16 protein-coding genes are annotated in these 24156 nt (G+C 61.5%); 5 read left to right on the top strand and 11 right to left on the bottom strand.

Annotated features, from left to right (window positions below; translation table 11 throughout):
* Window positions 1-7: 7 nt before the first annotated feature.
* The 10 genes from M5C56_RS09360 to glnE form a co-directional block, all read right to left on the bottom strand.
* A complete protein-coding gene (locus M5C56_RS09360) occupies window positions 8-892 on the bottom strand; it encodes a glycosyltransferase (RefSeq protein ID WP_103498038.1) in 885 nt (294 codons plus the stop codon).
* Window positions 889-2046: a glycosyltransferase gene (locus tag M5C56_RS09365; protein ID WP_103498037.1), complete on the bottom strand. Its 1158-nt coding sequence runs from the start codon at window positions 2044-2046 to the stop codon at window positions 889-891. Before M5C56_RS09365 ends, M5C56_RS09360 begins: the two co-directional genes overlap by 4 nt.
* A 27-nt stretch (window positions 2047-2073) precedes the next feature.
* A complete protein-coding gene (locus tag M5C56_RS09370; protein WP_103498036.1) occupies window positions 2074-3204 on the bottom strand; it encodes a glycosyltransferase in 1131 nt (376 codons plus the stop codon).
* Window positions 3188-4945 carry a carbamoyltransferase gene (locus M5C56_RS09375; protein ID WP_103498035.1) on the bottom strand — a complete coding sequence of 586 codons (1758 nt, stop codon included), beginning with the start codon at window positions 4943-4945 and terminating at the stop codon, window positions 3188-3190. The genes M5C56_RS09370 and M5C56_RS09375 overlap by 17 nt, the downstream gene beginning before the upstream one ends.
* A gap of 180 nt (window positions 4946-5125) precedes the next feature.
* On the bottom strand, window positions 5126-6568 hold the full coding sequence (locus tag M5C56_RS09380; RefSeq protein WP_103498034.1) for a lipopolysaccharide kinase InaA family protein: 1443 nt from the start codon (window positions 6566-6568) through the stop codon (window positions 5126-5128).
* 39 nt (window positions 6569-6607) lie between these two features.
* Window positions 6608-7414: a lipopolysaccharide core heptose(I) kinase RfaP gene (gene rfaP / locus M5C56_RS09385; protein WP_103498033.1), complete on the bottom strand. Its 807-nt coding sequence runs from the start codon at window positions 7412-7414 to the stop codon at window positions 6608-6610.
* Window positions 7411-8535, bottom strand: coding sequence for a glycosyltransferase family 4 protein (locus M5C56_RS09390; protein WP_103498032.1), 1125 nt, complete (start codon window positions 8533-8535; stop codon window positions 7411-7413). The genes rfaP and M5C56_RS09390 overlap by 4 nt, the downstream gene beginning before the upstream one ends.
* A complete protein-coding gene (gene waaC, locus M5C56_RS09395; RefSeq protein ID WP_103498031.1) occupies window positions 8535-9593 on the bottom strand; it encodes a lipopolysaccharide heptosyltransferase I in 1059 nt (352 codons plus the stop codon). The genes M5C56_RS09390 and waaC overlap by 1 nt, the downstream gene beginning before the upstream one ends.
* Window positions 9594-10628, bottom strand: a complete 1035-nt coding sequence (waaF, locus tag M5C56_RS09400) for a lipopolysaccharide heptosyltransferase II (RefSeq protein ID WP_103498030.1) — start codon at window positions 10626-10628, stop codon at window positions 9594-9596.
* Between the two features lie 55 nt (window positions 10629-10683).
* Window positions 10684-13623 (bottom strand): bifunctional [glutamate--ammonia ligase]-adenylyl-L-tyrosine phosphorylase/[glutamate--ammonia-ligase] adenylyltransferase, encoded by a 2940-nt coding sequence (gene glnE, locus M5C56_RS09405; RefSeq protein WP_103498029.1) that lies wholly within the window; start codon window positions 13621-13623, stop codon window positions 10684-10686.
* 382 nt (window positions 13624-14005) lie between these two features.
* Between glnE and aceE the strand changes: the two genes are divergently transcribed.
* The 4 genes from aceE to msrA all read left to right on the top strand — a co-directional run bounded on the left by aceE (window position 14006) and on the right by msrA (window position 22367).
* Window positions 14006-16651 (top strand): pyruvate dehydrogenase (acetyl-transferring), homodimeric type, encoded by a 2646-nt coding sequence (gene aceE / locus M5C56_RS09410; protein ID WP_103498028.1) that lies wholly within the window; start codon window positions 14006-14008, stop codon window positions 16649-16651.
* 11 nt (window positions 16652-16662) lie between these two features.
* A complete protein-coding gene (gene aceF / locus M5C56_RS09415; RefSeq protein ID WP_103498027.1) occupies window positions 16663-18618 on the top strand; it encodes a dihydrolipoyllysine-residue acetyltransferase in 1956 nt (651 codons plus the stop codon).
* A 329-nt stretch (window positions 18619-18947) separates the two neighbouring features.
* Window positions 18948-21641, top strand: coding sequence for a GGDEF and EAL domain-containing protein (locus tag M5C56_RS09420; RefSeq protein ID WP_103498026.1), 2694 nt, complete (start codon window positions 18948-18950; stop codon window positions 21639-21641).
* 78 nt (window positions 21642-21719) lie between these two features.
* A complete protein-coding gene (gene msrA, locus M5C56_RS09425) occupies window positions 21720-22367 on the top strand; it encodes a peptide-methionine (S)-S-oxide reductase MsrA (protein WP_103498025.1) in 648 nt (215 codons plus the stop codon).
* A 165-nt stretch (window positions 22368-22532) separates the two neighbouring features.
* Here msrA and rlmJ read toward each other — a convergent pair whose 3' ends face one another.
* Window positions 22533-23369, bottom strand: coding sequence for a 23S rRNA (adenine(2030)-N(6))-methyltransferase RlmJ (rlmJ, locus tag M5C56_RS09430; protein ID WP_103498024.1), 837 nt, complete (start codon window positions 23367-23369; stop codon window positions 22533-22535).
* 151 nt (window positions 23370-23520) lie between these two features.
* Between rlmJ and M5C56_RS09435 the strand changes: the two genes are divergently transcribed.
* A complete protein-coding gene (locus M5C56_RS09435) occupies window positions 23521-24015 on the top strand; it encodes a DUF2165 domain-containing protein (protein WP_103498023.1) in 495 nt (164 codons plus the stop codon).
* The last annotated feature ends 141 nt before the right edge of the window (window positions 24016-24156 follow it).

The following is a 24156-nucleotide window of genomic DNA, read 5'->3' on the forward strand; positions in this document are numbered from 1 at the left end:
ACCTCACTCACCCTTTCTTCAGTGGCGAGAAAAACAAGCGCCCCAAACCACGTAAGGTCTTGCGGTCAAAGTATTTGAAGGGCAACTGCTTGAGCAACTCCCGGGCCAGTATTCGGTCCCGATTGGCTGTTTTGACGAACATCGAATTCAGGAACTTGTAACGTACTTCGTCGTAGGCAGCGTGATCACTGAACAGGGCATAGGTCTTGAGAATAGCCTCGATCATAAACCGATGATTCTTGGATGAATTGCTGGCGTGTTTACGATAGAGGGCCATCGACACCCCGAGCGCATCGATAAAGTAACCGGCGTGCGTGATCTTCAACTCGATCAGCAGGTCCTCCAGACGGATCGTCGGGTCGAAGCCACCCACCTTCTCCAGAGCCTCACGTCGAATCAGCAAGGTAGGCGCAGGCGGATAGGGCTTGCGATCAAGAAACATGTCATCGAAATCCAAGCGACGGAATGGCACATCCCGGCACGGGCGCTTCTCGGGGAAAGGATTGCCATCGCTATCGATCAGTTCCATATTGCCAGCACAGATCCCTACCTCGGGTTTACCGTCCATATGGGCGACCTGGATTGCTATGCGCTCGGGCAACATAATATCGTCAGACCCGAACGGAGCAATCAAACTCCCCCTGGACCGGGCAACAGCACCATTGAGCGTGCGAGGCAAGCCTTGGTTCTCTTGAACGAGGAAGTCGAAACCATGCTCGGTTTGCAGGCGTCGGATGCGCTCGACGCTGTCATCACTGGAGCCATCGTCGACCACCAGTAATTCGATATTCGGATACGTCTGGTTCAGGACACTGAGAATGCTTTGTTCAATATAAGGGCCATGATTGTAAGAGGCGATAATGACCGATACCAATGGCAATGCGTCTTTCATGGATGAGCCTTACCCGCTTGAGCCAGACCTGTCTCAACCAGGTTTAGATATTCCTGGCGGTATACCTCGATGTCATGCTGCGCCTGCAAGTACTGGTAGGCCTGCTCGCCCTTGGCTCTTAGCGTCTCATCCGAGAGTCCCAGGTAGTTATCCAGCGCACTGGTCAACGATGGCACATCAGCCGGTTTCACCAGCAAACCACCCGCCCCTTGAATCACAGACGACATAGCCGGAATATCGGAGGCAATAACCGGCAAATGCCCACTGATGCCCTCCATCAAGGCAAGGCTCATACCTTCGCTCAGAGAAGGCATGGCCCAGATATCGAATGCCCGGACGTACTGCAGCGCGTTTTCACGAAAGCCCAGCAGATGCGCCCGCCCTTCCAACCCCAAACGCTCGATTTCGGCCTTCAGGTTGGCATCCTCCCGTCCGGCCCCGATGATTGCCAGTTGAGTATCAGGATACTTGTCCTTGAGCCTGGCAAAGGCCTGCAGCAGATACGTGTGCCCCTTGACCGGCACCAGGCGACCCAGCGCGCCGATCAAGCGGACCGAAGGTGACAACCCCAACAGCTCGCGTGAATGCTCACGTGAGTGCTGCAAGCGTTCCGCCTGTTCGATATCAATCGCATTACTGATCGCATAGGTATTTTTATCGGTGAAGCCGGATTGGCAACCCAACAGGTACGCTTTCACCGCGGGTGAAACCCCGACGAAGCGCCAATGCTTGTCAGCCAGGACCTGGACCTGGCGGCGCCGGTAATGTCGATCATACTCACCGAAGCCATGAGAGATGCCAATACACAAGGGGATTTTCAACCAGCGATTGAGCTGCAACAGCATGTTCACCGGTTTGAAACGATTGCAGATAACTGCATCGAATTGCCCCTTACGACAGAACTGATACAAGCGCCACATCACCAACAAGCGCATGATGCCCTTGAGGGCATTGTCGGAAAACTCGAAATAAACCGAATGCTCGGCGCGGCTGACGGGCTCCCCAGGCCCGGGGCGCCCGCGTAAAAAAGCCGATGTTACTTCATAGCGCTCTTTGGGCAGGGCCAGGACAATCTGTTCGGCCAAATCGGAGAAATCATTTCTTTTGACATTGTAGTCTGGCTGCAATTGCAGAATCTTGAAGCGCTTACTCATACATCTCTCCACTGGAAGCCTGTCAAATCAGGCCTCAACAGTCAGATCGGCAACCTGCGGCAAGCGCCAGAAGGCCTCACGTACCGCTTGATCCGAAAAACGCTCACGCAAACGCGCCAGCATGAGTCCGGCAAAGGCCAGACGTTGTTCATCATCGAGTGCAGCGAGGCGCTTGAGCCCCTGCGCCAGATGCTCGGCATCCGCCAGCGGAAATAAAATACCGACATTCTCGACGACTTCCTTGGCGCCGCCACAATCAGCAGCAAGAAGCGGCACTCCCGCCGCCATGGCCTCGAGCAAGACCATCCCAAAGGGCTCGTAATTGGAACTCAACGCAAATACATCGAAGGCCTTGAAGTAGCGCCGGGCCTCAGGGACGTTTCCCAGGAACAAAACTTGCTCGGCAATCCCTAGTTCCTGTGCGAGCGCCTTGAGCTCCGGCTCCAACCGACCGTTGCCGAGAATGGCTAATTGGCTATTCCGAGGCAGCCCCGGCAGGGCAATCGCAAATCCGCGGATCAATGTAGCCTGATCCTTATCGGGATGAAGTCGCCCGACATTCCCAACGATCCAAGCCTCGCGTGACAATCCCAGCGCGTCACGCGCCTGAGCCGATGGCAGTTGGCTGGCTTGAAGGGCATCGATATCAACGCGGTTATAGAGCGTGTTGATACGCTCTTCAGGCCAACCCGGCAAACTCTGACGAATCTCATCACGCACTGCATCGGAAACAGCAAGCAGACTCAGGCGTTTACGGAACAAATTGGCGAACAGCCGGCGACTACCACGCTGGTAGTCACCGAAGGCATGGTGCACACCAATAATCGGCAACGAGGAGCCCAAGATGCTGATAAAGATGGGTTTGGAGCGATGAGCTATACAGAAGCTGAAATTCCGCGCCGCGATGATCTTGCGCAAATCACGAATGGCGCCCAGCTTCAGACCGCCAACAGACTTGGAGCTGTACTCCATGAACAGCACTTCATCCGACGCACAACTGGCCGCGACATCAGCGTCAGCGGCCCCCGTCAGGAACACCGTGGTTACCCGGTAGCCGGTACCACTGAACAGACTGGCGTACTGACGGGCACAGTCAAGAAACGGACTACTATAACTATGGCAGAACTGCAGGACACGGCGCTCAACCAAGCAAGTCATAAGCCTCCGCTCCTTCCTTGATCACCAGGATGTCTTCCATGATCAAGTACTGCAGGTCCGAGCCGAAGAACATGTTCAGGGCATCGGTCGGCGAGCAGATCATCGGTTCGCCACGACGGTTCAGCGAGGTGTTCAGGGAGACACCATTACCGGTGAGTACCTCCAGCGCCTTCATCATGTCGTAGTAGCGCGGGTTGTATTCGCGCTTGAGCACCTGGGCCCGCGAAGTACCGTCTTCATGGACGACTTCCGGCACACGGGTCTTCCACTCTTCAGCCACTTCGAAAGTGAAGGTCATGAACGGCGCAGGATGATCGATCTTGATCATCTGTGGGGCCACAGTGTCGAGCATCGACGGGCAGAAAGGCCTCCAGCGCTCGCGGAACTTGATCTGGTGGTTGATCCGATCGGCCACGCCGGCGATGCTCGGACAACCGATGATCGAACGCCCCCCCAGGGCCCGCGGACCGAACTCCATGCGGCCCTGGAACCAGGCCACCGGATTGCCGTCGACCATGATCTTGGCGATCTGCTCCGGCATGTTCTCGAGTTTGCGCCACTTCGGCGCGTTCTCGTGACGCGCGCAGGCGGCGATCACATCTTCGTTGCTGTAGGACGGGCCGAGATAGACGTGCTCCATCTTCTCCACCGGCACACCGCGGGCATGGGACACATAGGCCGCAGCGCCCACCGCCGTACCGGCGTCGCCGGAAGCCGGTTGCACGAACAGCTCCTTGACGTCGTCACGGGCGATGATCTTCTGGTTCAGCTTGACGTTCAGCGCGCAACCGCCGGCAAAGGCCAGCTTGCCGGTTTCCTTGAGAACATCACCCAGGTAGTAGTCGATCATCTGCAGCGAGATCTTCTCGAACAGCGCTTGCATGCTGGCCGCGTAGTGAATGTAGGGCTCGTCGGCAATATCGCCTTCGCGCTTGGGGCCCAACCATTCGATCAGTTTCGGCGAGAAGTAGAAGCCCTTGCCCTTTTCCTTGTAGCGACGCAGGCCGACAACGTTGGCGTAGTCGGTGTTGATCACCAGCTCGCCGTTTTCGAAGGAGGCCAGGCGCGAGAAATCATACTGGCTGGCATCGCCGTAAGGGGCCATGCCCATCACCTTGAATTCGCCGTCGAGCATTTCAAAGCCGAGGAACTCGGTGATCGCGCCGTACAGGCCACCCAGGGAGTCCGGATCGAAGAACTCCTTGATCTTGTGGATCTTGCCGTTTTCGCCGTAGCCGAAGAAGGTCGTGGCGTACTCGCCCTTGCCGTCGATACCGAGGATCGCGGTTTTCTCTTTGAAACCGGAACAGTGGTAGGCGCTGGAGGCGTGGGCCAGATGGTGCTCGACCGGCTCGATCTTGACTTTCTTCGGATCGAAGCCCAGTTGCTCCAGGCACCAGACGATCTTGTTGCGATAGCGCTTGTAGCGGCGGTTGCCCATCAGGAGCGCGTCAAGGGCGCGATCCGGGGCGTACCAGTAACGTTTGGCATAGTGCCAGCGAGCCTTGCCAAACAGGCTGATGGGGGCGAACGGAATCGCCACCACATCAACGTCGGACGGTTTGATACCCGCCTGCTCCAGGCAGAACTTCGCCGATTCGTAGGGCATGCGGTTCTTTGCATGCTTGTCGCGTACGAAGCGTTCTTCTTCGGCCGCTGCAATCAGCTTGCCGTCGATGTACAGCGCTGCGGAGGGATCATGACTAAGGGCGCCGGACAGGCCGAGAATCGTCAATGCCACAGGGGTCTAGCCTCTCAAAGTCCATATGCAGGCGACAAGGCGCCCGAAAAAATGTGTGCCGCCAAAGGAGTGGCAAGCAACTAAAGGGCGGGATTATAGCAAGGATTATCAATGCGGGAGCTGACAGCGGGCAGACGATCACTCTGGTTTCATCTGCCCGCTTCGCCCGCCGCAGAGGTATCAGCCCTGGAGGCGGGGCAAACGCTGATCAATCAATTGATACAAAGTGCTGCTCGGCGGCCAGTTGCGCATAAAGCGCGCCCGATCACGGGCATAAGCCTTGGCGAAGCTCTGGGCCGAGGTATGTTGGCGCATCGAGTCCAGGTCGATCAGGGTCCAACGGTCATCCTGCCAGAACAGGTTATGCCCCTTGAAATCACCGTGGCTGATGCGCTCGCGGATCAACTCGGCAAACAGTTGCTCCAGCGCCGTGAGCTCGGCCGGCGGCACTGCGCCCGACTCCACGTACGGCGCAAAACGCTCGATCACATCAGGCCCGGAAAGGTGTTCCGTGAGCAGATAGGCGCGGCTGCGCAGCCAGAAGAACCGCCGCTCCAGCACCGCGAGCGGCTTGGGCGTGGCGATCCCGAGGAACGCCAGGCGATTGCCCTCGCGCCAGGAGTGCCAGGCCCGGCTCGGCCGCCAGAAACGCTTGAGCCAATGACCGACCCCCTTGATGTTGTAGCGCTTGAGGACCAACGGGCGGCCACCGACATCGACTCGCCCGACCGTGGCCGTTCCGCCGTTCTTGTACAAGGGCCCTTGGGCGAGCAGTGCATCGGCTTGCTCCAGCACCGGCGCCAGCGCTGCTTCTTCTTCGCGACGAATGGCCCGCAGGCCAAAGGCCCCGCTCCGAACACTGAACAGCGAACAGTCGCGGGCGACCTTGCCGAGAAAGTCCTTCAAGCGCCAACCACGAACCTTGTCCACCTGCTTGAGCAAAGCCTCCAGCGGCAACGCATGCTCGCCGTTACTCAGCAGGTAATGCACCAGCAGCTCTTCGATAAACGGCTCGAACGCCTTGGGCAACTGGGCGAAAAACACCCCGAGGTTCTCCAGAACCTTCTGCCGTGACAACGGCTGGCCCGGCTGTTCGGCACGTATTCCGGCACCGTCGATCAAATACAGCTTGCCGTCATGGCGCAGCAGATTGTCCAGGTGCAGATCTTCCTGCCACAGGCCCTTGCCGTGCATCTGCGCAATGACGCCCAGCGCCTCGGCCAGTACCTGTTGCTGTTCGTCGGCCAACAACGGCAGCGATTCAACCTTGCTCCAGGCCTCGCCCAGGCTCTCGGCACCTTCGAGAAACTCGAACAGCAACCAACCGCCCTCGCCCTCTTTCAAACCGTCGACCAACAACAGCGGCGTGGTCAGGCCCTGCTCGGCCAACAGCCGAACACCCTGCAATTCACGCTGGAAGTGCCGTGGCGCCTTGTTGCCCACCAGTAATTTGGCCAGCACCGGACGTCCACGCCAAACCCCGGCGCCGACATAACGCTGACCGGGCAACACACGCAACAGACTCAGCAACTGCAACTGCGCACGGCCGGCGGCATCCGCCAACTCCAGGTCCAGGGGCAAAGCCGGAGCCCGTCCGGCCGCTTTCAATTCAGATAAACGCATCAACCCCATCCTTCGCCAAACGACGCAAGCGCAGCGACATCAGAGCACGCCGCCGTAGCGCAGTTTGCGCTGGTAAAGTTTTTCCGCCTTGCGCTCGAGCAAGGCCAGCAGCGCGGCTTCATCGCGCAGGATCTGACGCAGCGGCTGGCGGAAATAGCCTTTCAGGAAACGCAGCAGGTCGCGCCGGCTCAGACCGATATCCAGCACCGAGAAATACAGCGCCGCCAGGTCCTTGTTGCGCCAGCGCGCGGGAATCGCCGCGCGGGTCTGGGCACGGTGCAGGTCGATGACCGAAAGCTTGAGGTCCTCGGCCGTCACCGGTTTGTCGGTATGCAGCAGGAAATGGCAGATATAGCAGTCGCGATGATTGACCCCGGCGCGATGCATCATGCCGGTCATGCGCGCCACTTCGGCGATCAGCGCGCGCTTGAGCCGTGGCTCCGGCGGCTGCTTGGGCCAGTCCATGCTGAAGTCTTCGAGACTGATGGTCGGCGCCAGTTCCTCCGTGACGATAAACGAATGCTGGTCCGCCGGATTGCTGCCACGCTCGCCATAAGCCACGGCGGTCATGGTCGGCACCGCGACTTCCTGCAAGCGCTGGATCGCCCGCCACTCCTGCCCCGCGCCGAGGACCGGCAACTTGGCGGTCAACAGGTTCTTGAAAATCTCGCGCCAGCCGATGCCACGGTGGATCTTGACGAAATAACCACGGCCGTCGACTTCCGTACGCAAGGTCCGTCGCGCTTCCAGCTCACGGTAAACCACACCCTCCAGGCGCTCGACCTCGGCGAACGCATCGCGTCCAGCCCACAAGCGCTTGAACGGTTCGGCCAGGATCAGCTTCATTGCGGTAGTTCCCCCAGGATCACGTCCGCCGCGCGCTGCGGCATGCTGTAGAGGTCGGCGGTCTCGGCGTAGCTCAGGCCATGCTGGCTCCACACCTGGCGCGCGGCCTGATCGGACAACATACGTTCCAGAGACTGATTGAGCTGGGACTGCTCGAACGGTTCGTCCAGCACCAGGCCGCAGTCGGCCTCGGCGATGTAGCGGGCATAACCGCAGACCGCGGTCACCAGCACCGGCAACCCGGCCACCAGGGCCTCAAGCAGCACCGTACCGGTATTTTCGTTGTAGGCCGGATGGATCAGCAGATCGGCTCCCAACAGGAAGCGCGGGATATCGCTGCGCCCCATGAGGAATTGCACACGCTCGCCCAATCCCAGCGCAGCACTCTGCGCCTGGAAGGTCTTGGGGTCGTCCTGGCCAATGACAAACAGCCGGGTGCGTTCTTTCAGGGCCGGCGGCAACGCGGCCAGGGCCTTGAGGCTGCGATCGAGCCCCTTGGTCTTGAACCCGGAACCGATCTGCACCAGCAGCAGCTCATCGTCCGCCAGCTTGAACTCGCGGCGGAACTCGGCGCGGATTTCGGCGGCATTCGCCGGCGCCCGACGGTCCAGGGAAATGCCCGGCGACAGCAGGTGGAAACGCTCCGGCGGGGTGTCGTAGTGTTTGACGAACAACGGCTGCTGGACTTCGGAGATCATCAGGATTTCAGTCTTCGCCTCCCTGGCGAACACCGCCCGCTCATACTCGGCGAAATGCTGATAGCGGCCCCAGAGGCGATAGAGCGAATGACGCTGGTTCTGCGCCTTGTCTTCGAAGCAACCGTCGGCAGCATAATAGACGTCCAGATCAGGCATCTTGTTGAAGCCGATCAGCCGTGCCACTGGCCGCTTGGCCAGGTCGGCCTTTACCCAGGCACTGAACCTGGCGTAACGCCGATGATTGAACAACGCCTTGACCGGCACCATCACCACTTCGAAGCCGGGCGGGATATCGCCCTCCCAGAACAGGCTGTAGACGCGGATCTGGTGCCCGCGCTGCTGGCATTCCAGGGCAATGCGCATGAAGTCACGCTGTAATCCGCCAAACGGAAAGTACTTGTACAGGACAAAAGCCAATTGCATCAGTGCCGCTCCTCAGCCATTAACAGCGCGCTCAATCGGCTTGCCACCCGTTCGGGATTCAAACGGGTGAAGCACAGAGGCAACTCGCGCTTCAGATCGAAGCGCTGCTGGTCCTCCGCTGTCGGAACGTAGGTGCATTTCTTTTGAAGACAAGGCGCGCAGGGGAAGTTGCTCGCCAGATGAATCTGCGACCGGCCGTAGGCACCGGTCAGGATCGAGCTGGTCGGACCGAACAGCGACAGCGTCGGCACATCCAGCGCGGCGGCCAGGTGACCGAGGCCGGTATCCACCGCCACGCAGGCAGTGGCGGCGGCCAGTACCTTCGCAACCCCGGCCAGGTTCAGCCTGGGCAGCACCACGACATGCTTCAGGTTGCGCGCAATCCGCTCGGCCCGGGCCTTTTCCTCGGCATTGCCCCAGGGCAGTTTCACCGGTACACCCAACTGACCGAGGCGCACGGCCAGTTCGCGCCAATAGGCTTCCGGCCAGTGCTTGGTGTCCCAGGTGGTGCCATGCAGGAACACCACGAAAGGCTTGCGCGGCAACTCGACCAGCTTGTCGGCATCCAGGCCGTAGTCGCCCATACCCCTGGGCAGGTCATAACCCAGCGCCAAGGCAAACAACTGGCGCATGCGATCAACCGCATGCTGATTGCGCGACACCGCCAGGCGCCGCGAATAAAAACGACTGGCCAGGGGTTCGCGGGCCGACTGTTTGTCCGGACCGGCCACCGGGGCCTTGGTATAACGGGTCAGCAACGCGCTTTTCACCAGGCCCTGGGCATCGATCACCAGATCGTACGGCTTGGCCCGCAGGCTCTCCTTGAACCGCCGCCACTCGCCACTCTTGAGGGTCTGCCAGATATTCTTGCGCCAGCGGCGGATCGCCACCGGAATCACCTTGTCCACCGCCGGGTGCCAGCTCGGTAGTTCGGCGAAGCCTTCCTCGACCACCCAGTCGAAACGGATGCCGGGAATCGCCCGCGCGGCATCGGTAAGGGCCGGCAAGGCATGAATGATATCGCCCAGGGAAGAGGTCTTGACCAGCAATACGCGCAATTAGTGGACCTCGACCGCAGTGCCGTGCAAACGCTGCAAGGCTTCGTTCACCGGGGTCGGCTCAAGCTGACGCAGGCAGTTGTAATGGCCGAAGCGGCAGGTCCGGTCGAAGCAGGGACTACACTCCAGGCCCAGGCGGACAATCTCCACCTGGTCCGCCAACGGCGGGGTGAAACCCGGCGAAGTCGAGCCGTAGATCGCCACCAGCGGGCGGTTCAACGCGGCAGCGACGTGCATCAACCCCGAATCGTTGGAAACCACCGCATCGGCGCAAGACATCAGGTCGATGGCCTCGGCCAGGGATGTGGCGCCACTGAGGTTGACCGCCTCTTCGCGCAGCCCGGGAATCAGGCGCTGACGAATGTCTTCACCGACCCCATGATCGTTCTTCGAACCGAACAGCCAGACCTGCCAACCTTCACGAATCCGCACCTCGGCGACTTTTGCGTAATGCTCCGACGGCCAGCGCTTGGATTCGCCGAACTCGGCCCCCGGGCACAGAGCCAGTACCGGGCGATCCAGGCTCAGCTCGAACTTGGCCAGCGCGGCCTCGCGGCTGGCCGGGTCGATCCGCAGGCTCGGCCGCGGATACGGCGTCGGCAGGCTTTCACCCGGCTCATAGGCCAGGGCCATGAATCGCTCGATCATCAGCGGATAACGTTCCTTATCCAGTTTGCGCACATCGTTGAGCAGGCCATAGCGAAACTCGCCACGCCAGCCGGTGCGCTTCGGCACGCCGGCAAAAAACGGCACCAGCGCCGACTTCAGCGAGTTGGGCAACAGGATCGCCTGGTCGTACCGGCCGGCCAGGGACTTGCCGATGCGCCGCCGCGTGGCCAGTTCCAGCGCGCCGTGGCCGAGCGGAAAGCTCAAGGCGGCCCGCACCTCGGGCATGCGCTCGAGGATCGGGCGGCTCCATTCCGGGGCCAGCACATCGATCTCGCACTGCGGATGACGCTGCTTCAGGCACTGGAACAGTGTCTGAGCCATCACCATGTCACCGACCCAGCTGGGCCCAACGATCAGAATATTCATAGGCTTCCACAAACGATGCGGGGAGGCTTATGCCTCCCCGCCTCTAAAATATCAATCAGCTTAGCCCCAGCTCGGTCCATATCCGCATGACATCGCGGCGTTCGACCGCGAACTGATCGCCGGTGATCACCCCCGCCTCCTTCTGCAACGCCTGGCGGTGGGCGGCGGAGCGATAGGCCTTGTAGGCCTCGCGCAGCAGGTGGGCGTCCGTGGCGGGGATCAGGCCCGCCTGCTCCAACCCTTCGAGAATGCGGATATTGTCGGTATAGCGGAGTAACGCCGGGTGCGCTTTCGACCAAGCCAATGTCGCGTATTGCACCATAAATTCAATATCGACGATACCACCGGCATCCTGCTTGATATCGAAGGGCGCCGTGGCCTCGAAGGCATTGGCCGCCGTGCCCGCCGCGGTGGCCTTGCTCCCCAGGTTGTCGCGCATCTTGGCGCGCATCTCGCTGACTTCCTGACGCAAGGTCGGCAAATCCCGCTCACGCCCCAGCACCGCCGCGCGTACCTTCTCGAACGCCGTGCCGACCTCGTTGCAACCTACCAGCACCCGGGCGCGGATCAGCGCCTGGTGCTCCCAGGTCCAGGCTTCGTTCTGCTGGTAACGCTCGAAAGCGCCCAGGGAACTGACCAGCAGCCCCGAAGCCCCGGACGGACGCAGGCGCATGTCCACTTCATAGAGCTGGCCGGAGTTGGTCTGGGTGGTCAGCAGGTGAATGATCCGCTGACCCAGGCGGGTGAAAAACTGCGCGGTATCGATAGGCTTGGCGCCATCGGTCTCGGCATTCGGGTCGCCGTCGTGGATAAACACCAGGTCCAGGTCCGAACCATGGCCCAGTTCGATACCACCGACCTTGCCGTAGCCGACAATAATAAAGCCCGGGTCGCACAAGCTGCCATCGACACGTCGTGGCGAACCATGGCGGCCGACGGTCTGGCGCCAGGCCAGGGCCAGCACCTGTTCGAGGATCGCTTCGGCGAGCCAGGTGAGGTAGTCGCTGACCTTCATCAACGGCAGGCTGCCGGAGATTTCCGAGGCCGCGACCCGCAGACGATGCGCCAGCTTGAAGTGGCGCAAGGCTTCCATCTGCTGCTCGAGGTCGTCTTCCGGAATCCGCGTCAGGCGCTCACGCAGCTCCGCGGCCAGCTCCGGCGCCAGGGGCGGCTTGAATAGCCGGCCTTCGTTGAGCAACTCGTCGAGCAGCATCGGGAAGCGGGTGATCTGTTCGGCAATCCAGGGGCTCGCGGCACACAAGGTCAGCAAGCGACGCAAGGCACCGGGGTTTTCCGTGAGCAGCACCAGGTAAGCCGAACGCCGGGCCACGGCTTCCACCAGGGGCAGCACCCGCTCCAGCACCAGGTCCGGATCGGCATGCTCCACCGCCTGGGCCAGCAAGCGCGGGATAAAGGCATCGAGCCGCTCCCGACCGAGCCGCTGCATGGCGCGCAACTGCGGGCTGGTGCGCAGCGCCGTCAGTTGCTTCAGGGCCTTGGCGGCATCCTTGAAACCGCCTTCCTGCAACTGCCGGCAGGCCGCCTCTTCATCCTGGGACTCTTCCCACAGCGGCAGCCATTCGCCGCCGACCATCACTTCACAGTCGGCGCCATCTTCTTCGTCCGGATCGGCGATCACCTGGCGGAAATGCCAGTCGACCCGCCCGCGCCAGTACATCAACCGCTCATGAAACGCCTCCCAACTGTCGAAGCCCATCATGAAAGCAATACGCGCGCGATCCTTCTCGCCATCGGGCAGCATCTGGGTCTGGCGGTCGGCAATCGCCTGGATCGCATGTTCGGTGTAGCGCAGGAATTCATAGCCGCTGCGCAACTCGCCGATCACCGCCGGCGGCAGGTAACCCTGGCCTTCCAGGGTCCCCAGTACCTTCAACAACGGGCGCTGCTGCAGACTCAGGTCACGCCCGCCATGAATCAGCTGGAAGGCCTGGGCAATGAACTCGACCTCGCGAATGCCGCCGGAACCCAGCTTGATATTCTCGGCCATACCCTTGCGCCGGACTTCCTGCTGGATCAACTGCTTCATGGTGCGCAACGCTTCGATGGCCGAGAAGTCCAGATAGCGCCGATAGACGAAGGGCCGCAGCATATCCAGCAACTGCGCGCCGGCCACCTGGTCGCCGGCCACCACCCGCGCCTTGATCATCGCGTAGCGCTCCCAGTCGCGCCCCTGGTCCTGGTAATACTGTTCCAGCGCGTTGAAGCTCAACACCAGCGCGCCGGCCGAGCCATAGGGGCGCAGGCGCATGTCGACGCGGAACACGAAGCCGTCGACGGTGATAGGGTCGAGTGCCTTGATCAGTCGCTGGCCCAGGCGGATGAAAAACTCCTGGTTGTCCAGCGGGCGCTTGGTCCCGACTGTCTCGCCACCTTCCGGGTAGGCAAAGATCAGGTCGATGTCGGAAGACAGGTTCAACTCCACGGCACCGAGCTTGCCCATGCCGAGGATGACCATCTGCTGCGGCTCGCCACTGCGCCGCCCGGTGGGTGTGCCGAACTGCTGGCAATGCCGTGGATACAGCCAGTGATACCCCTGGTCGATGCAGGCGTCGGCCAGGTCGGAAAGGTCACGACAGGTCTGCACCAGGTCCGCCTGGCGAGTCAGGTCGCGCCAGATGATCCGCACCTGCTGGCGCGTGCGCTGCCGGCGCAGGGCGCGGCCCAGTTCGTCCTCGGTTTCGACCTGCTGCAACGCCGCGGCGATCTGCCCGCACATCTCCCCCGGCGCGAAGCCGCGATCCAGGTCGCCGAACTGCGCCAGCTCCAGCAACATCAAAGGGTCACGCAGCGATTGTTCAATAAAGAAGTCGCTGGCCGCGCTGACCCGGGAGAACTGCGCCCAGCGTGGCGCGGTCCATTCAGCCAGCCCGTGATCATCCTCCAGGGCGGCGACGGCGGCACGAAACGACTGCTCGGCACGACTGGCGGCAGGCAGGAGAATGGCCGGCAGGTCGGCCAACATTGGAAGGCTCATGGTCTATCCTTGGTGATCGAACAATCAGCCGCAGTCTGTGATAGCGAGAAACACGCTCTGGAAAGGACTGTCGAACAAAAGTTAGAAATAGCTGATAATGGTTATTTTTTGGCAGCCAGCCTCAAAAAGGTGGTCACCTTGATTATTTTCCAACCAACAATATCGATTACGCTCACAACATAGCAGGAAGTTTTTACTCGTCGATCTGTAGTTTTACTACTCGTCTATACATTCGAAAGGCTGAAATGGTCGACGATTTGTAGTAAAACTACAGGACTCCGGTACAACCTCCGGACATCCAAGAATTTATGTCGTCTGCCCACAAGGCCAGTCGCAAACTCAGGCAACCGATTCTGGAAGCCTTTCCGCCCTGGAGCAAGCCATGCAAGACCTCGATCCCGTCGAAACCCAGGAATGGCTGGACGCCCTGGAATCGGTTCTCGACAAAGAAGGCGAAGACCGTGCTCACTACCTGATGACCCGTATGGGCGAACTCGCGACCCGCAGCGGCTCGCAACTGCCCTACGCCATCACCACGCCTTACCGCAACACGATTCCCGTCACCCACGAAGCACGCATGCCTGGCGACCTGTTCATGGAACGCCGCATTCGCTCGCTGGTGCGCTGGAACGCGATGGCCATGGTAATGCGCACGAACTTGAAAGATTCTGACCTGGGCGGTCACATCTCCAGCTTCGCCTCCAGCGCCACCCTGTATGACATCGGTTTCAACTACTTCTTCCAGGCCCCGACTGACGAACACGGCGGCGACCTGATCTACTTCCAGGGCCACACCTCGCCAGGCGTCTACGCCCGTGCGTTCATGGAAGGCCGCATCACCGAAGAACAGATGAACAACTTCCGCCAGGAAGTCGACGGTCAGGGCCTCTCGTCCTACCCGCACCCTTGGCTGATGCCGGACTTCTGGCAGTTCCCGACCGTATCCATGGGTCTGGGTCCGATCCAGGCGATCTACCAGGCACGCTTCATGAAGTACCTGGAAGCTCGCGGTTTCATCCCTGAAGGCAAGCAGAAGGTCTGGTGCTTCCTGGGCGACGGCGAGTGCGACGAGCCGGAATCCCTGGGTGCCATCTCCCTGGCCGGCCGCGAGAAGCTGGACAACCTGATCTTCGTCATCAACTGCAACCTGCAGCGCCTCGACGGCCCGGTTCGCGGCAACGGCAAGATCATCCAGGAACTCGAAGGCGTGTTCCGTGGCGCCCAGTGGAACGTCACCAAAGTCATCTGGGGCCGTTTCTGGGACCCACTGCTGGCCAAGGACGTCGACGGCATCCTGCAACGCCGGATGGACGAAGTCATCGACGGCGAGTACCAGAACTACAAGGCCAAAGACGGCGCGTTCGTGCGCGAACACTTCTTCAACTCGCCGGAACTCAAGGCGATGGTTGCCGACCTGTCCGACGACGAGATCTGGAAACTCAACCGTGGCGGCCACGACCCGTACAAGGTCTACGCGGCGTACCACGAAGCGGTCAACCACAAGGAACAACCGACCGTCATCCTGGCCAAGACCATCAAGGGTTATGGCACCGGTGCCGGCGAAGCGAAGAACACCGCGCACAACACCAAGAAGGTCGATGTCGAAAGCCTGAAGCTGTTCCGCGATCGTTTCGACATTCCGGTCAAAGACGACCAACTGGAAAACCTGCCGTTCTTCAAGCCGGAACCCAACAGCGCCGAAGCCCGCTACCTCAGCGAGCGCCGTACCGCATTGGGCGGTTTCGTGCCACAGCGCCGCGCGCAAAGCTTCAACATCCCGACGCCGCCACTCGACACCCTCAAGGCTATCCTGGACGGCTCGGGCGACCGTGAAATCTCCACCACCATGGCCTTCGTGCGGATCCTCGCGCAGCTGGTCAAGGACAAGGAAATCGGTTCGCGCATCGTCCCGATCATCCCGGACGAAGCCCGTACCTTCGGCATGGAAGGCATGTTCCGTCAGTTGGGCATCTACTCCTCCGTCGGCCAGCTCTACGAGCCAGTCGATAAAGACCAGGTGATGTTCTACAAGGAAGACAAGAAGGGCCAGATTCTCGAAGAAGGCATCAACGAAGCGGGCGCCATGAGCTCCTTCATCGCCGCCGGCACTTCGTACTCCAGCCACAACCAGCCGATGCTGCCGTTCTACATCTTCTACTCGATGTTCGGCTTCCAGCGCATCGGCGACCTGGCCTGGGCCGCCGGCGACAGCCGCACCCGTGGCTTCCTGATCGGCGGTACCGCAGGCAGAACCACGCTGAACGGCGAAGGCCTGCAGCACGAAGACGGTCACAGCCACATCCTCGCGGGCACCATCCCGAACTGCCGTACCTTTGATCCAACCTACGGCTACGAGCTGGCGGTGATCATCCAGGACGGCATGAAGAAGATGACCGAAGAGCAGCAGGACGTTTTCTACTACATCACCGTGATGAACGAGTCCTACCAGCAACCTGCCATGCCGGCCGGTGTTGAAGAGGGCATCATCAAGGGCATGTACCTGCTCGAGGAAGACACCAAGGAAGCGGCCCACCACGTGCAACTGATGGGCTCCGGCACCATCCTGCGCGAAGTGCGTGAAGCGGCGAAGATCCTGCGTGAGCAATTCAACATCGGCGCCGACGTGTGGAGCGTCACCAGCTTCAACGAACTGCGTCGCGACGGCCTCGCCGTGGAGCGCAGCAACCGCCTGCACCCGGGCCAGAAGCCAAAGCTGAGCTACGTCGAAGAATGCCTCAACGGCCGCAAAGGTCCGGTGATCGCCTCTACCGACTACATGAAGTTGTTTGCCGAACAGATTCGTCAGTGGGTCCCATCCAAGGAATTCAAAGTCCTGGGTACCGACGGTTTCGGCCGCAGTGACAGCCGCAAGAAGCTGCGTCACTTCTTCGAAGTCGACCGTCATTTCGTGGTGTTGGCAGCCCTGGAAGCCTTGGCTGACCGTGGTGAGATCGAACCCAAGGTGGTGGCGGACGCCATCGTCAAGTTCGGGATCAACCCGGAAAAACGCAACCCACTGGACTGCTGAGGAGACACCCTGTGAGCGAACTCATTCGCGTACCTGACATCGGCAGCGGTGAAGGTGAAGTAATCGAACTGTTTGTGAAGGTCGGCGACCGCATCGAAGCCGACCAGAGCATCCTGACGCTGGAATCGGACAAGGCGAGCATGGAAGTGCCCGCGCCGAAAGCCGGCATCATCAAGAGCCTGAAAGTGAAGCTGGGCGACCGCCTGAAAGAAGGCGACGAGTTGCTGGAACTGGAAGTCGAAGGTGCCGCTGCTGCGGCGCCTGCGGCTGCACCAGCCCCTGCCGCCCAGGCGGCACCGGTTGCGGCCGCCGCACCAGTTGCCGCTCCGAGCGCCGCACCTGCCGCCGCCTCGGCCCAGCCAGTGCACGTGCCGGACATCGGTTCGTCGGGCAAGGCCCAGATCATCGAGATCTCGGTCAAGGTCGGCGACAGCATCGAAGCTGATCAATCGCTGATCACCCTCGAATCCGACAAGGCCAGCATGGAAATCCCATCGCCGGTCGCCGGTGTCGTGGAAAGCATCAGCGTCAAGCTCAACGACGAAGTCGGTACCGGCGACCTGATCCTGGTCCTGAAAGTCGCGGGCGCGGCGTCGGCCGCTGCTCCAGCACCGGCCCAAGCCGCCGCCGCACCTGCTGCCGCTCCGGCGCCAGTGGCTGCACCGGCCGCTCCGGTTGCCGACAGCGTCCAGGACATCCACGTGCCGGATATCGGCTCGGCGGGCAAGGCCAAGATCATCGAAGTCTCGGTCAAGGCCGGCGACACCGTCGAGGTCGATCAATCGCTGATCACCCTCGAATCCGACAAAGCCAGCATGGAAATCCCATCGCCGGCCGCCGGCGTGGTGGAAAGCATTTCCATCAAGCTCGACGACGAAGTCGGTACCGGCGACCTGATCCTCAAGCTGAAGGTCAAGGGCGTTGCCGCGCCAACCGCTCCTGCTCCAGCGGCTGCACCTGCCGCACCGGCCAAGGCTGAAGCCGCACCTGCTGCTGCGCCGGCTCCAGCCGCTGCCCCGGTAGCCGCTCCGGCCAACCCGGGTGCCAAGGTTCACGCCGGCCCGGCGGTACGCCAACTGGCCCGTGAATTCGGCGTCGAGCTGAACGCGGTCAGCGCCAGCGGCCCCCACGGTCGCATCCTCAAGGAAGACGTGCAGGCCTACGTCAAGGCGATGATGCAGAAAGCCAAGGAAGCACCGGCCGCCGCACCTGCTGGCGCCACCGGCGGTGCCGGCATCCCGCCGATCCCGGTCGTGGACTTCAGCCGCTTCGGCGAAATCGAAGAAGTGCCGATGACCCGCCTGATGCAGGCTGGCGCCGCCAACCTGCACCGCAGCTGGCTGAACGTGCCGCACGTGACCCAATTCGACTCGGCGGATATCACCGAGCTGGAAGCGTTCCGCGTGGCCCAGAAAGCCGTGGCCGAGAAGGCTGGCGTCAAGCTGACCATCCTGCCGCTGCTGCTCAAGACCTGCGCTCACCTGCTCAAGGAACTGCCGGACTTCAACAGTTCGCTGGCCCCAAGCGGCAAGGCGATCATCCGCAAGAAGTACGTCAACATCGGCTTCGCCGTCGACACGCCGGATGGCCTGCTGGTTCCGGTGATCAAGAACGTCGACCAGAAGAACCTGCTGCAACTCGCCGCCGAAGCGGCTTCCCTGGCTGAAAAAGCCCGGACCAAGAAGCTCTCCGCCGACGACATGCAGGGCGCCTGCTTCACCATTTCCAGCCTCGGGCACATTGGCGGCACCGGCTTCACGCCGATCGTCAACGCGCCGGAAGTGGCGATCCTCGGTGTCTCCAAGGCCACCATCCAGCCGGTCTGGGACGGCAAGGCCTTCCAGCCCAAGCTGATGCTGCCACTGTCGCTGTCCTACGATCACCGGGTGATCAACGGTGCAGCCGCCGCGCGCTTCACCAAGCGCCTGAGCGACCTGCTGGCGGATATCCGCACTATCCTGCTGTAACCGCGACCCCGGTCTCTTCCCTTGAGGAGACCGGGCCCGCGTACCGATTTCCGAGCGCCACGCTCGTACCTCAACCCCGCCAATTGGCGGGGCTTTTTTTGCCTGTTTTCCGGGCAATGCCATAAACGATTCAGCAAACACCGTGCGCCCCTTGAAATAGACGGGTGGCGACGCCCGTTAATTGAAGAAATCCCCTCCTCGGCCGATACATTGAAGGCACGGAGCCACTGTTGTGCTTGTCAGCCTGACCTGCTTAATGCAACCTTGCCCAACACGCCAGAAAAACGGTTTGTACCCAGCGTGACCCGTACTCTTGAAGCGAGCTCTCAATGAAAAGCCAACCGGATGTCGCCAATAGATTGGCGGCCGAGGTAGTAACGCAATTGCCGGTGCCCTCGCGGCTCGGCATGCTGCGTTTCGAACGGCTGAATGAAGCAAGCTGGGCACTGCTGTTTCTCGATCCCAATTGCGAGCGCCAGTTCGGCCAACCGGCCATTGAACTCTGCGCCCTGGTCGGCTCGCCCTATGCCAGCCTGATGGAACCGGAAGCCCGTTACCGGCTGCACGACACCATCCAGCAGCAACTGGTCGACAGCCCGCATTACCTGATTCGCTACACCCTGCACACCACCCAGGGGCCACTGAGCCTGCTGGAAGTCGGTGAAGCCTACAAACAACACAACCGTCACCTGCTGCGCGGCTACCTGCTGGTGGTCGAGGGCCTGCTCGGCCAGGAGCCGAGCTTGCCGGCCGCCGACCTGGAAACCCAGAACAGCCGCCTGCAGATTGCCCTGGAACTGAACCAGCGCGCCCAGCAGGAACAATTGCTCCACCTCGACCGGGTACGCGCCCAGCAGGACCTGATCCTGCGCCTGGCGCGCCAGCGCTACAGCGCCGGCAAGTCCCTGCTCGAAGCCGCCGAACTGATCACCCGCTGCGCCTGCGACATCTACGAAATCGACTGTGCGAGCATCTGGAACCTCGAAGGCAGTCGCCTGGTACCGATCTGCTCCTATCACCGCGATCGCCAGCAATACGTATTGCCGGACATCATCGATGTCAGTGGTTTCCCCGACTACCTGGAAGCCCTGCACACCAGCCGCGCCATCGACGCCCACAATGCCAACCGCGACCCGCGCACCCGGGAAATGGCCGAAAGCCTGCGCCCGCGGGATACCAATGCCATGCTCGACGCCAGCATCCGCATCGACGGCCAGGTGGTCGGCGTGCTGTGCCTGGAACAGACCGGCAAGAGCCGCGCCTGGCAGTCCGATGAGATCGCCTTTGCCGGTGAGCTGGCAGACCAGTTCGCCCAGGTCATCAACAACCACAACCGACGGGCCGCCACCAGCGCCCTGCACCTGTTCCAGCGCGCCGTGGAACAGAGCGCCAACGCCTTCCTGCTGGTCAGCAGCGAAGGCGTGGTGGAATACGTCAACCCCAGCTTCACCGCCATCACCCAGTACAGCACCGAGGAAGTCCACGGCCAGAAGCTCTCCGAGCTGCCGGCCCTGGAGAACCTCAGCGAGCTGCTGTTCGACGCGCCCTCGAGCCTGGCCAAGAGCAATAGCTGGCAAGGCGAGTTCAAGAGCCGACGCAAGAACCTGGAGCCCTACTGGGGCCAGCTGTCGATTTCCAAGGTCTACGGTGACAACCGCGAACTGACCCACTACATCGGCATCTACGAAGACATCACCCAGAGCAAGCTGGCGCAACAGCGCATCGAGCGCCTGGCCTACACCGACAACCTGACCAACCTGGGCAACCGCCCGGCGTTCATCCGCAACCTCGACGAGCGTTTCGCCCGCGACAGCGACTCGCCCATCAGCCTGCTGCTGGTGGACATCGACAACTTCAAGCGGATCAACGACAGCCTCGGCCACCAGACCGGCGACAAACTGCTGATCAGCCTGGCCCGACGCCTGCGCAACAGCCTGAGCCCGAGCGGCAGCCTGGCGCGCTTTGCCAGCAACGAATTCGCGGTGCTGCTGGACGATACCGACCTGGAAACCGGGCAACAGATCGCCAGCCAGCTGCTGACCACCCTCGACAAGCCGATGTTCGTCGACAACCAGCTGATCAGCGTCACCGGCTCCGTGGGCCTGGCCAGCGCGCCGCTGCACGGCCGCGACCCGCAGACCCTGATGCGCAACGCCGGCCTGGCCCTGCACAAGGCCAAGGCCAACGGCAAGCACCAGGTCCAGGTCTTTACCGAGGCGCTGAACGCCGAGGCCAGCTACAAGCTGTTCGTCGAGAACAACCTGCGCCGGGCCCTGACCCAGAACGAGCTGGACGTGTTCTACCAGCCCAAGCTCTGCCTGCGCAGCGGCCGCCTGCTGGGCATGGAGGCGCTGTTGCGCTGGAACCACCCGGAACGCGGCATGATCCGCCCGGACCAGTTCATCAGCGTCGCCGAAGAAACCGGCCTGATCATCCCGATCGGCAAATGGGTCGCGCGCCAGGCCTGCCGCATGAGCAAGCAACTGACCGCCTCCGGGCTGGGCAAGCTGCAGGTGGCGATCAACCTGTCGCCCAAGCAGTTCTCCGACCCGGACCTGGTGGCCTCCATCGCCAGTATCCTCAAGGAAGAACAGCTGGCGCCGGCCCTGCTGGAGCTTGAGCTGACAGAAGGCCTGCTGCTGGAAGCCACCGAAGACACCCACCAGCAACTCGACCAGTTGAAAAGGCTTGGCCTGACCCTGGCCATGGACGACTTCGGCACCGGCTATTCGTCCCTGAGCTACCTGAAGAAATTCCCGATCGACATCATCAAGATCGATCGCAGCTTCATCCATGAAATCCCGGACAACCAGGACGATATGGAAATCACCTCCGCGGTGATCGCCATGGCCCACAACCTGAAGATCAAGGTGGTGGCCGAAGGGATCGAGACCTACGAGCAACTGACCTTCCTGCGGCGCCACCGTTGCGATGTCGGCCAGGGCTACCTGTTCGACCGGCCGATCCCCGGTCTCGACCTGATCCAGCAGCTCAAACGTTACCCGCGCGGCCCTTTGGCCTGACAGCGCTGTAACACTCGGGCACACTGTCGGTCTATCCTACTGTATCGCTTATCCCAACCTGACTGAGAGGACTGTGACATGGTCTTGCGCTCGGAAATACTGGTGAACAAAAACGTGCTCCCAACCAAAGAACAAGCTCTGCCTGGCCGCGAAACCCCGATGAGCGTGCCGGAAAACCATTTCGTCAACGGCAACCCGCTGCTGGGGCCCTTCCCCGGCAACGTGGAATTCGCGATTTTCGGCCTGGGTTGCTTCTGGGGCGCGGAACGACGCTTCTGGCAACGTGAAGGGGTGTACAGCACCTCGGTGGGTTATGCCGGCGGCTTCACGCCGAACCCGACCTACGAAGAAGTCTGCTCGGGCCTGACCGGCCATAGCGAAGTGGTACTGGTGGTGTATGAACCGGAAATCGTCAGCTACGAGCAACTGCTCGCGCTGTTCTGGGAACTGCACGATCCGACCCAGGGCATGCGCCAGGGCAACGACATCGGCAGCCAGTACCGCTCGGTGATCTACGCCACCAAGCCGAATCAGTTGGAAGCGGCACTGAAGAGCAAGCAGCTGTACCAGGCCGAACTGAGCAAGGCCGGCCATGGCACTATCACCACGGAAATCGACGAAGCGCCGACCTTCTTCTATGCCGAGGCCTATCACCAGCAGTACCTGGCGAAGAACCCCGAAGGCTATTGCGGGATTCGCGGCACGGGCGTGACCTGCCCGATCTGATTCAGCACCCGGCGTCGGACACAGGTTTTGCGGACACCACAGACCTGTAGGAGCCTGGCTTGCCAGCGAAGAGGCCCTCAAGAGCGCCAAAAGCTTCGCGGGCAAGCTCCGCTCCCACAGGTTCCGATGTGCTCAGAACATCGGGGAAAACCCAAAGCCGCCGACTTACTCGGCAATCAGCCAATCCATCCGCCAATCACCCTGGGTCTGCCCCAGCTTCTGCGCCAGCCACGGCAACAACTCCCGCAGCTCCTCTTCCAGCCCCCACGGCGGATTGGCAATCGCCAGGCCCGAACCGTTCAGGCTCGCCGGCGTATCCAGCGGATGCACCAGCAATTCCACCCGCAGCAATTTCGGCGCACCGCTACCGGCCAGATCCTGATAGAAGCGCTTCAGGGCGCGCTGATCCTTGATCGGATACCAGATCGCCGCCACCGTCTGGCGCATACGCCCGATGGCTTCCTTGAGCGATGCCGCACAGCGCTGCATCTCATCCAGCTGTTCGAACGGCGGATCGATCAGCAGCACCGCACGCTTCTCTGCTACCGGCAGCAAGGCCCGCGCCACATGCCAGCCTTCGCCCAGGTGCACCGCCACGCGCCGGTCGCCCTTCATATTGTCCTTGAGCAGCTTGCCGTCTTCCGGGTGCTTCTCGTTGAGCAGGATCCGCTCGCGCTCACGGGTCAGGCGTCGCGCCAGCTCCGGCGAGCCCGGGTAGTAGCGCAATTCGCCATCCGGGTTCATCTCGTGCAGCACACGCATGTAGTCGGCGGTCACCGCGGGCAACGCCTGCTCGCCCCACAAGCGGGCGATCCCCTCCAGGTATTCGCCGGTGCGGCTGGCCTGGTCGCCCTTGAGGTCGTACAGGCCAATGCCGGCGTGACTGTCGATATAGGCGAACGGCTGCTCCTTGCGCGCCATCAGGGCGATCAGACGAGTCAGGATCAGGTGTTTCAAGACGTCGGCGTGATTGCCGGCGTGGAAGGCGTGACGGTAGTTCATGGCGACTCCTGCGAAGGAGGCGAAGTTTACCTTGTGCCCGGGCGTACGTCAGGTCGCAGCGTACCGGCGGCATCGGAAGTGTCTGACATATTCCCGGGGTCGGGCAGTGATAAGGTCGTTTTCCCGCCTATCGGAAAGAAGGATCCGAGCAATGACCAGCCGCTACGCCAAGATTGTCCTCACCCTGGCCCTCGCGGCCTTCGCCTTCATGGTCACGTTCAACAATGTCACCGACTACGGTTCCAACTTCGCCTTTGTCCGCCATGTACTGAGCATGGACACCACCTTCCCGGACAATGCCGCGATGTACCGCGCGATCACCACCCCCGCGCTCTGGCACGCCGCCTATTGGCTGATCATCTTCGGCGAAGGCCTGACCGCGGCGCTGCTGGCCCGTGGCGCGTGGTCACTCTGGCAAGCGCGCAAACGCGACGCCGCCAGCTTCGCCCAGGCGAAGCAGTGGGTCATCGGCGGCGCAACCGTCGGCTTCCTGGTCTGGTTCTTCGGTTTCATGGTAGTCGGCGGCGAATGGTTCCTGATGTGGCAATCGCAGACCTGGAATGGCCAGGAGCCGGCCTTCAAGTTCTACATGGCTATCCTCGGGGTGCTGATCTTCGTCAATCAGGCGGACAACGAGTTGGCTTAATCCGGCCACTTGCCGATTGCGCGCCAGTATCGGACACTGGCGCGCCGGTTTGCGGTCCGACCACGGGCGCAGCACCCAAGGTCATTGGCGACTCAGACACACGAGACCATTAAGCGACCGCACCTGCCTGGCAGTGCTCAT

The organism is Pseudomonas sp. MWU13-2862, from assembly GCF_023242495.1.
GTDB classification, from domain to species: Bacteria; Pseudomonadota; Gammaproteobacteria; order Pseudomonadales; family Pseudomonadaceae; genus Aquipseudomonas; species Aquipseudomonas gingeri_D.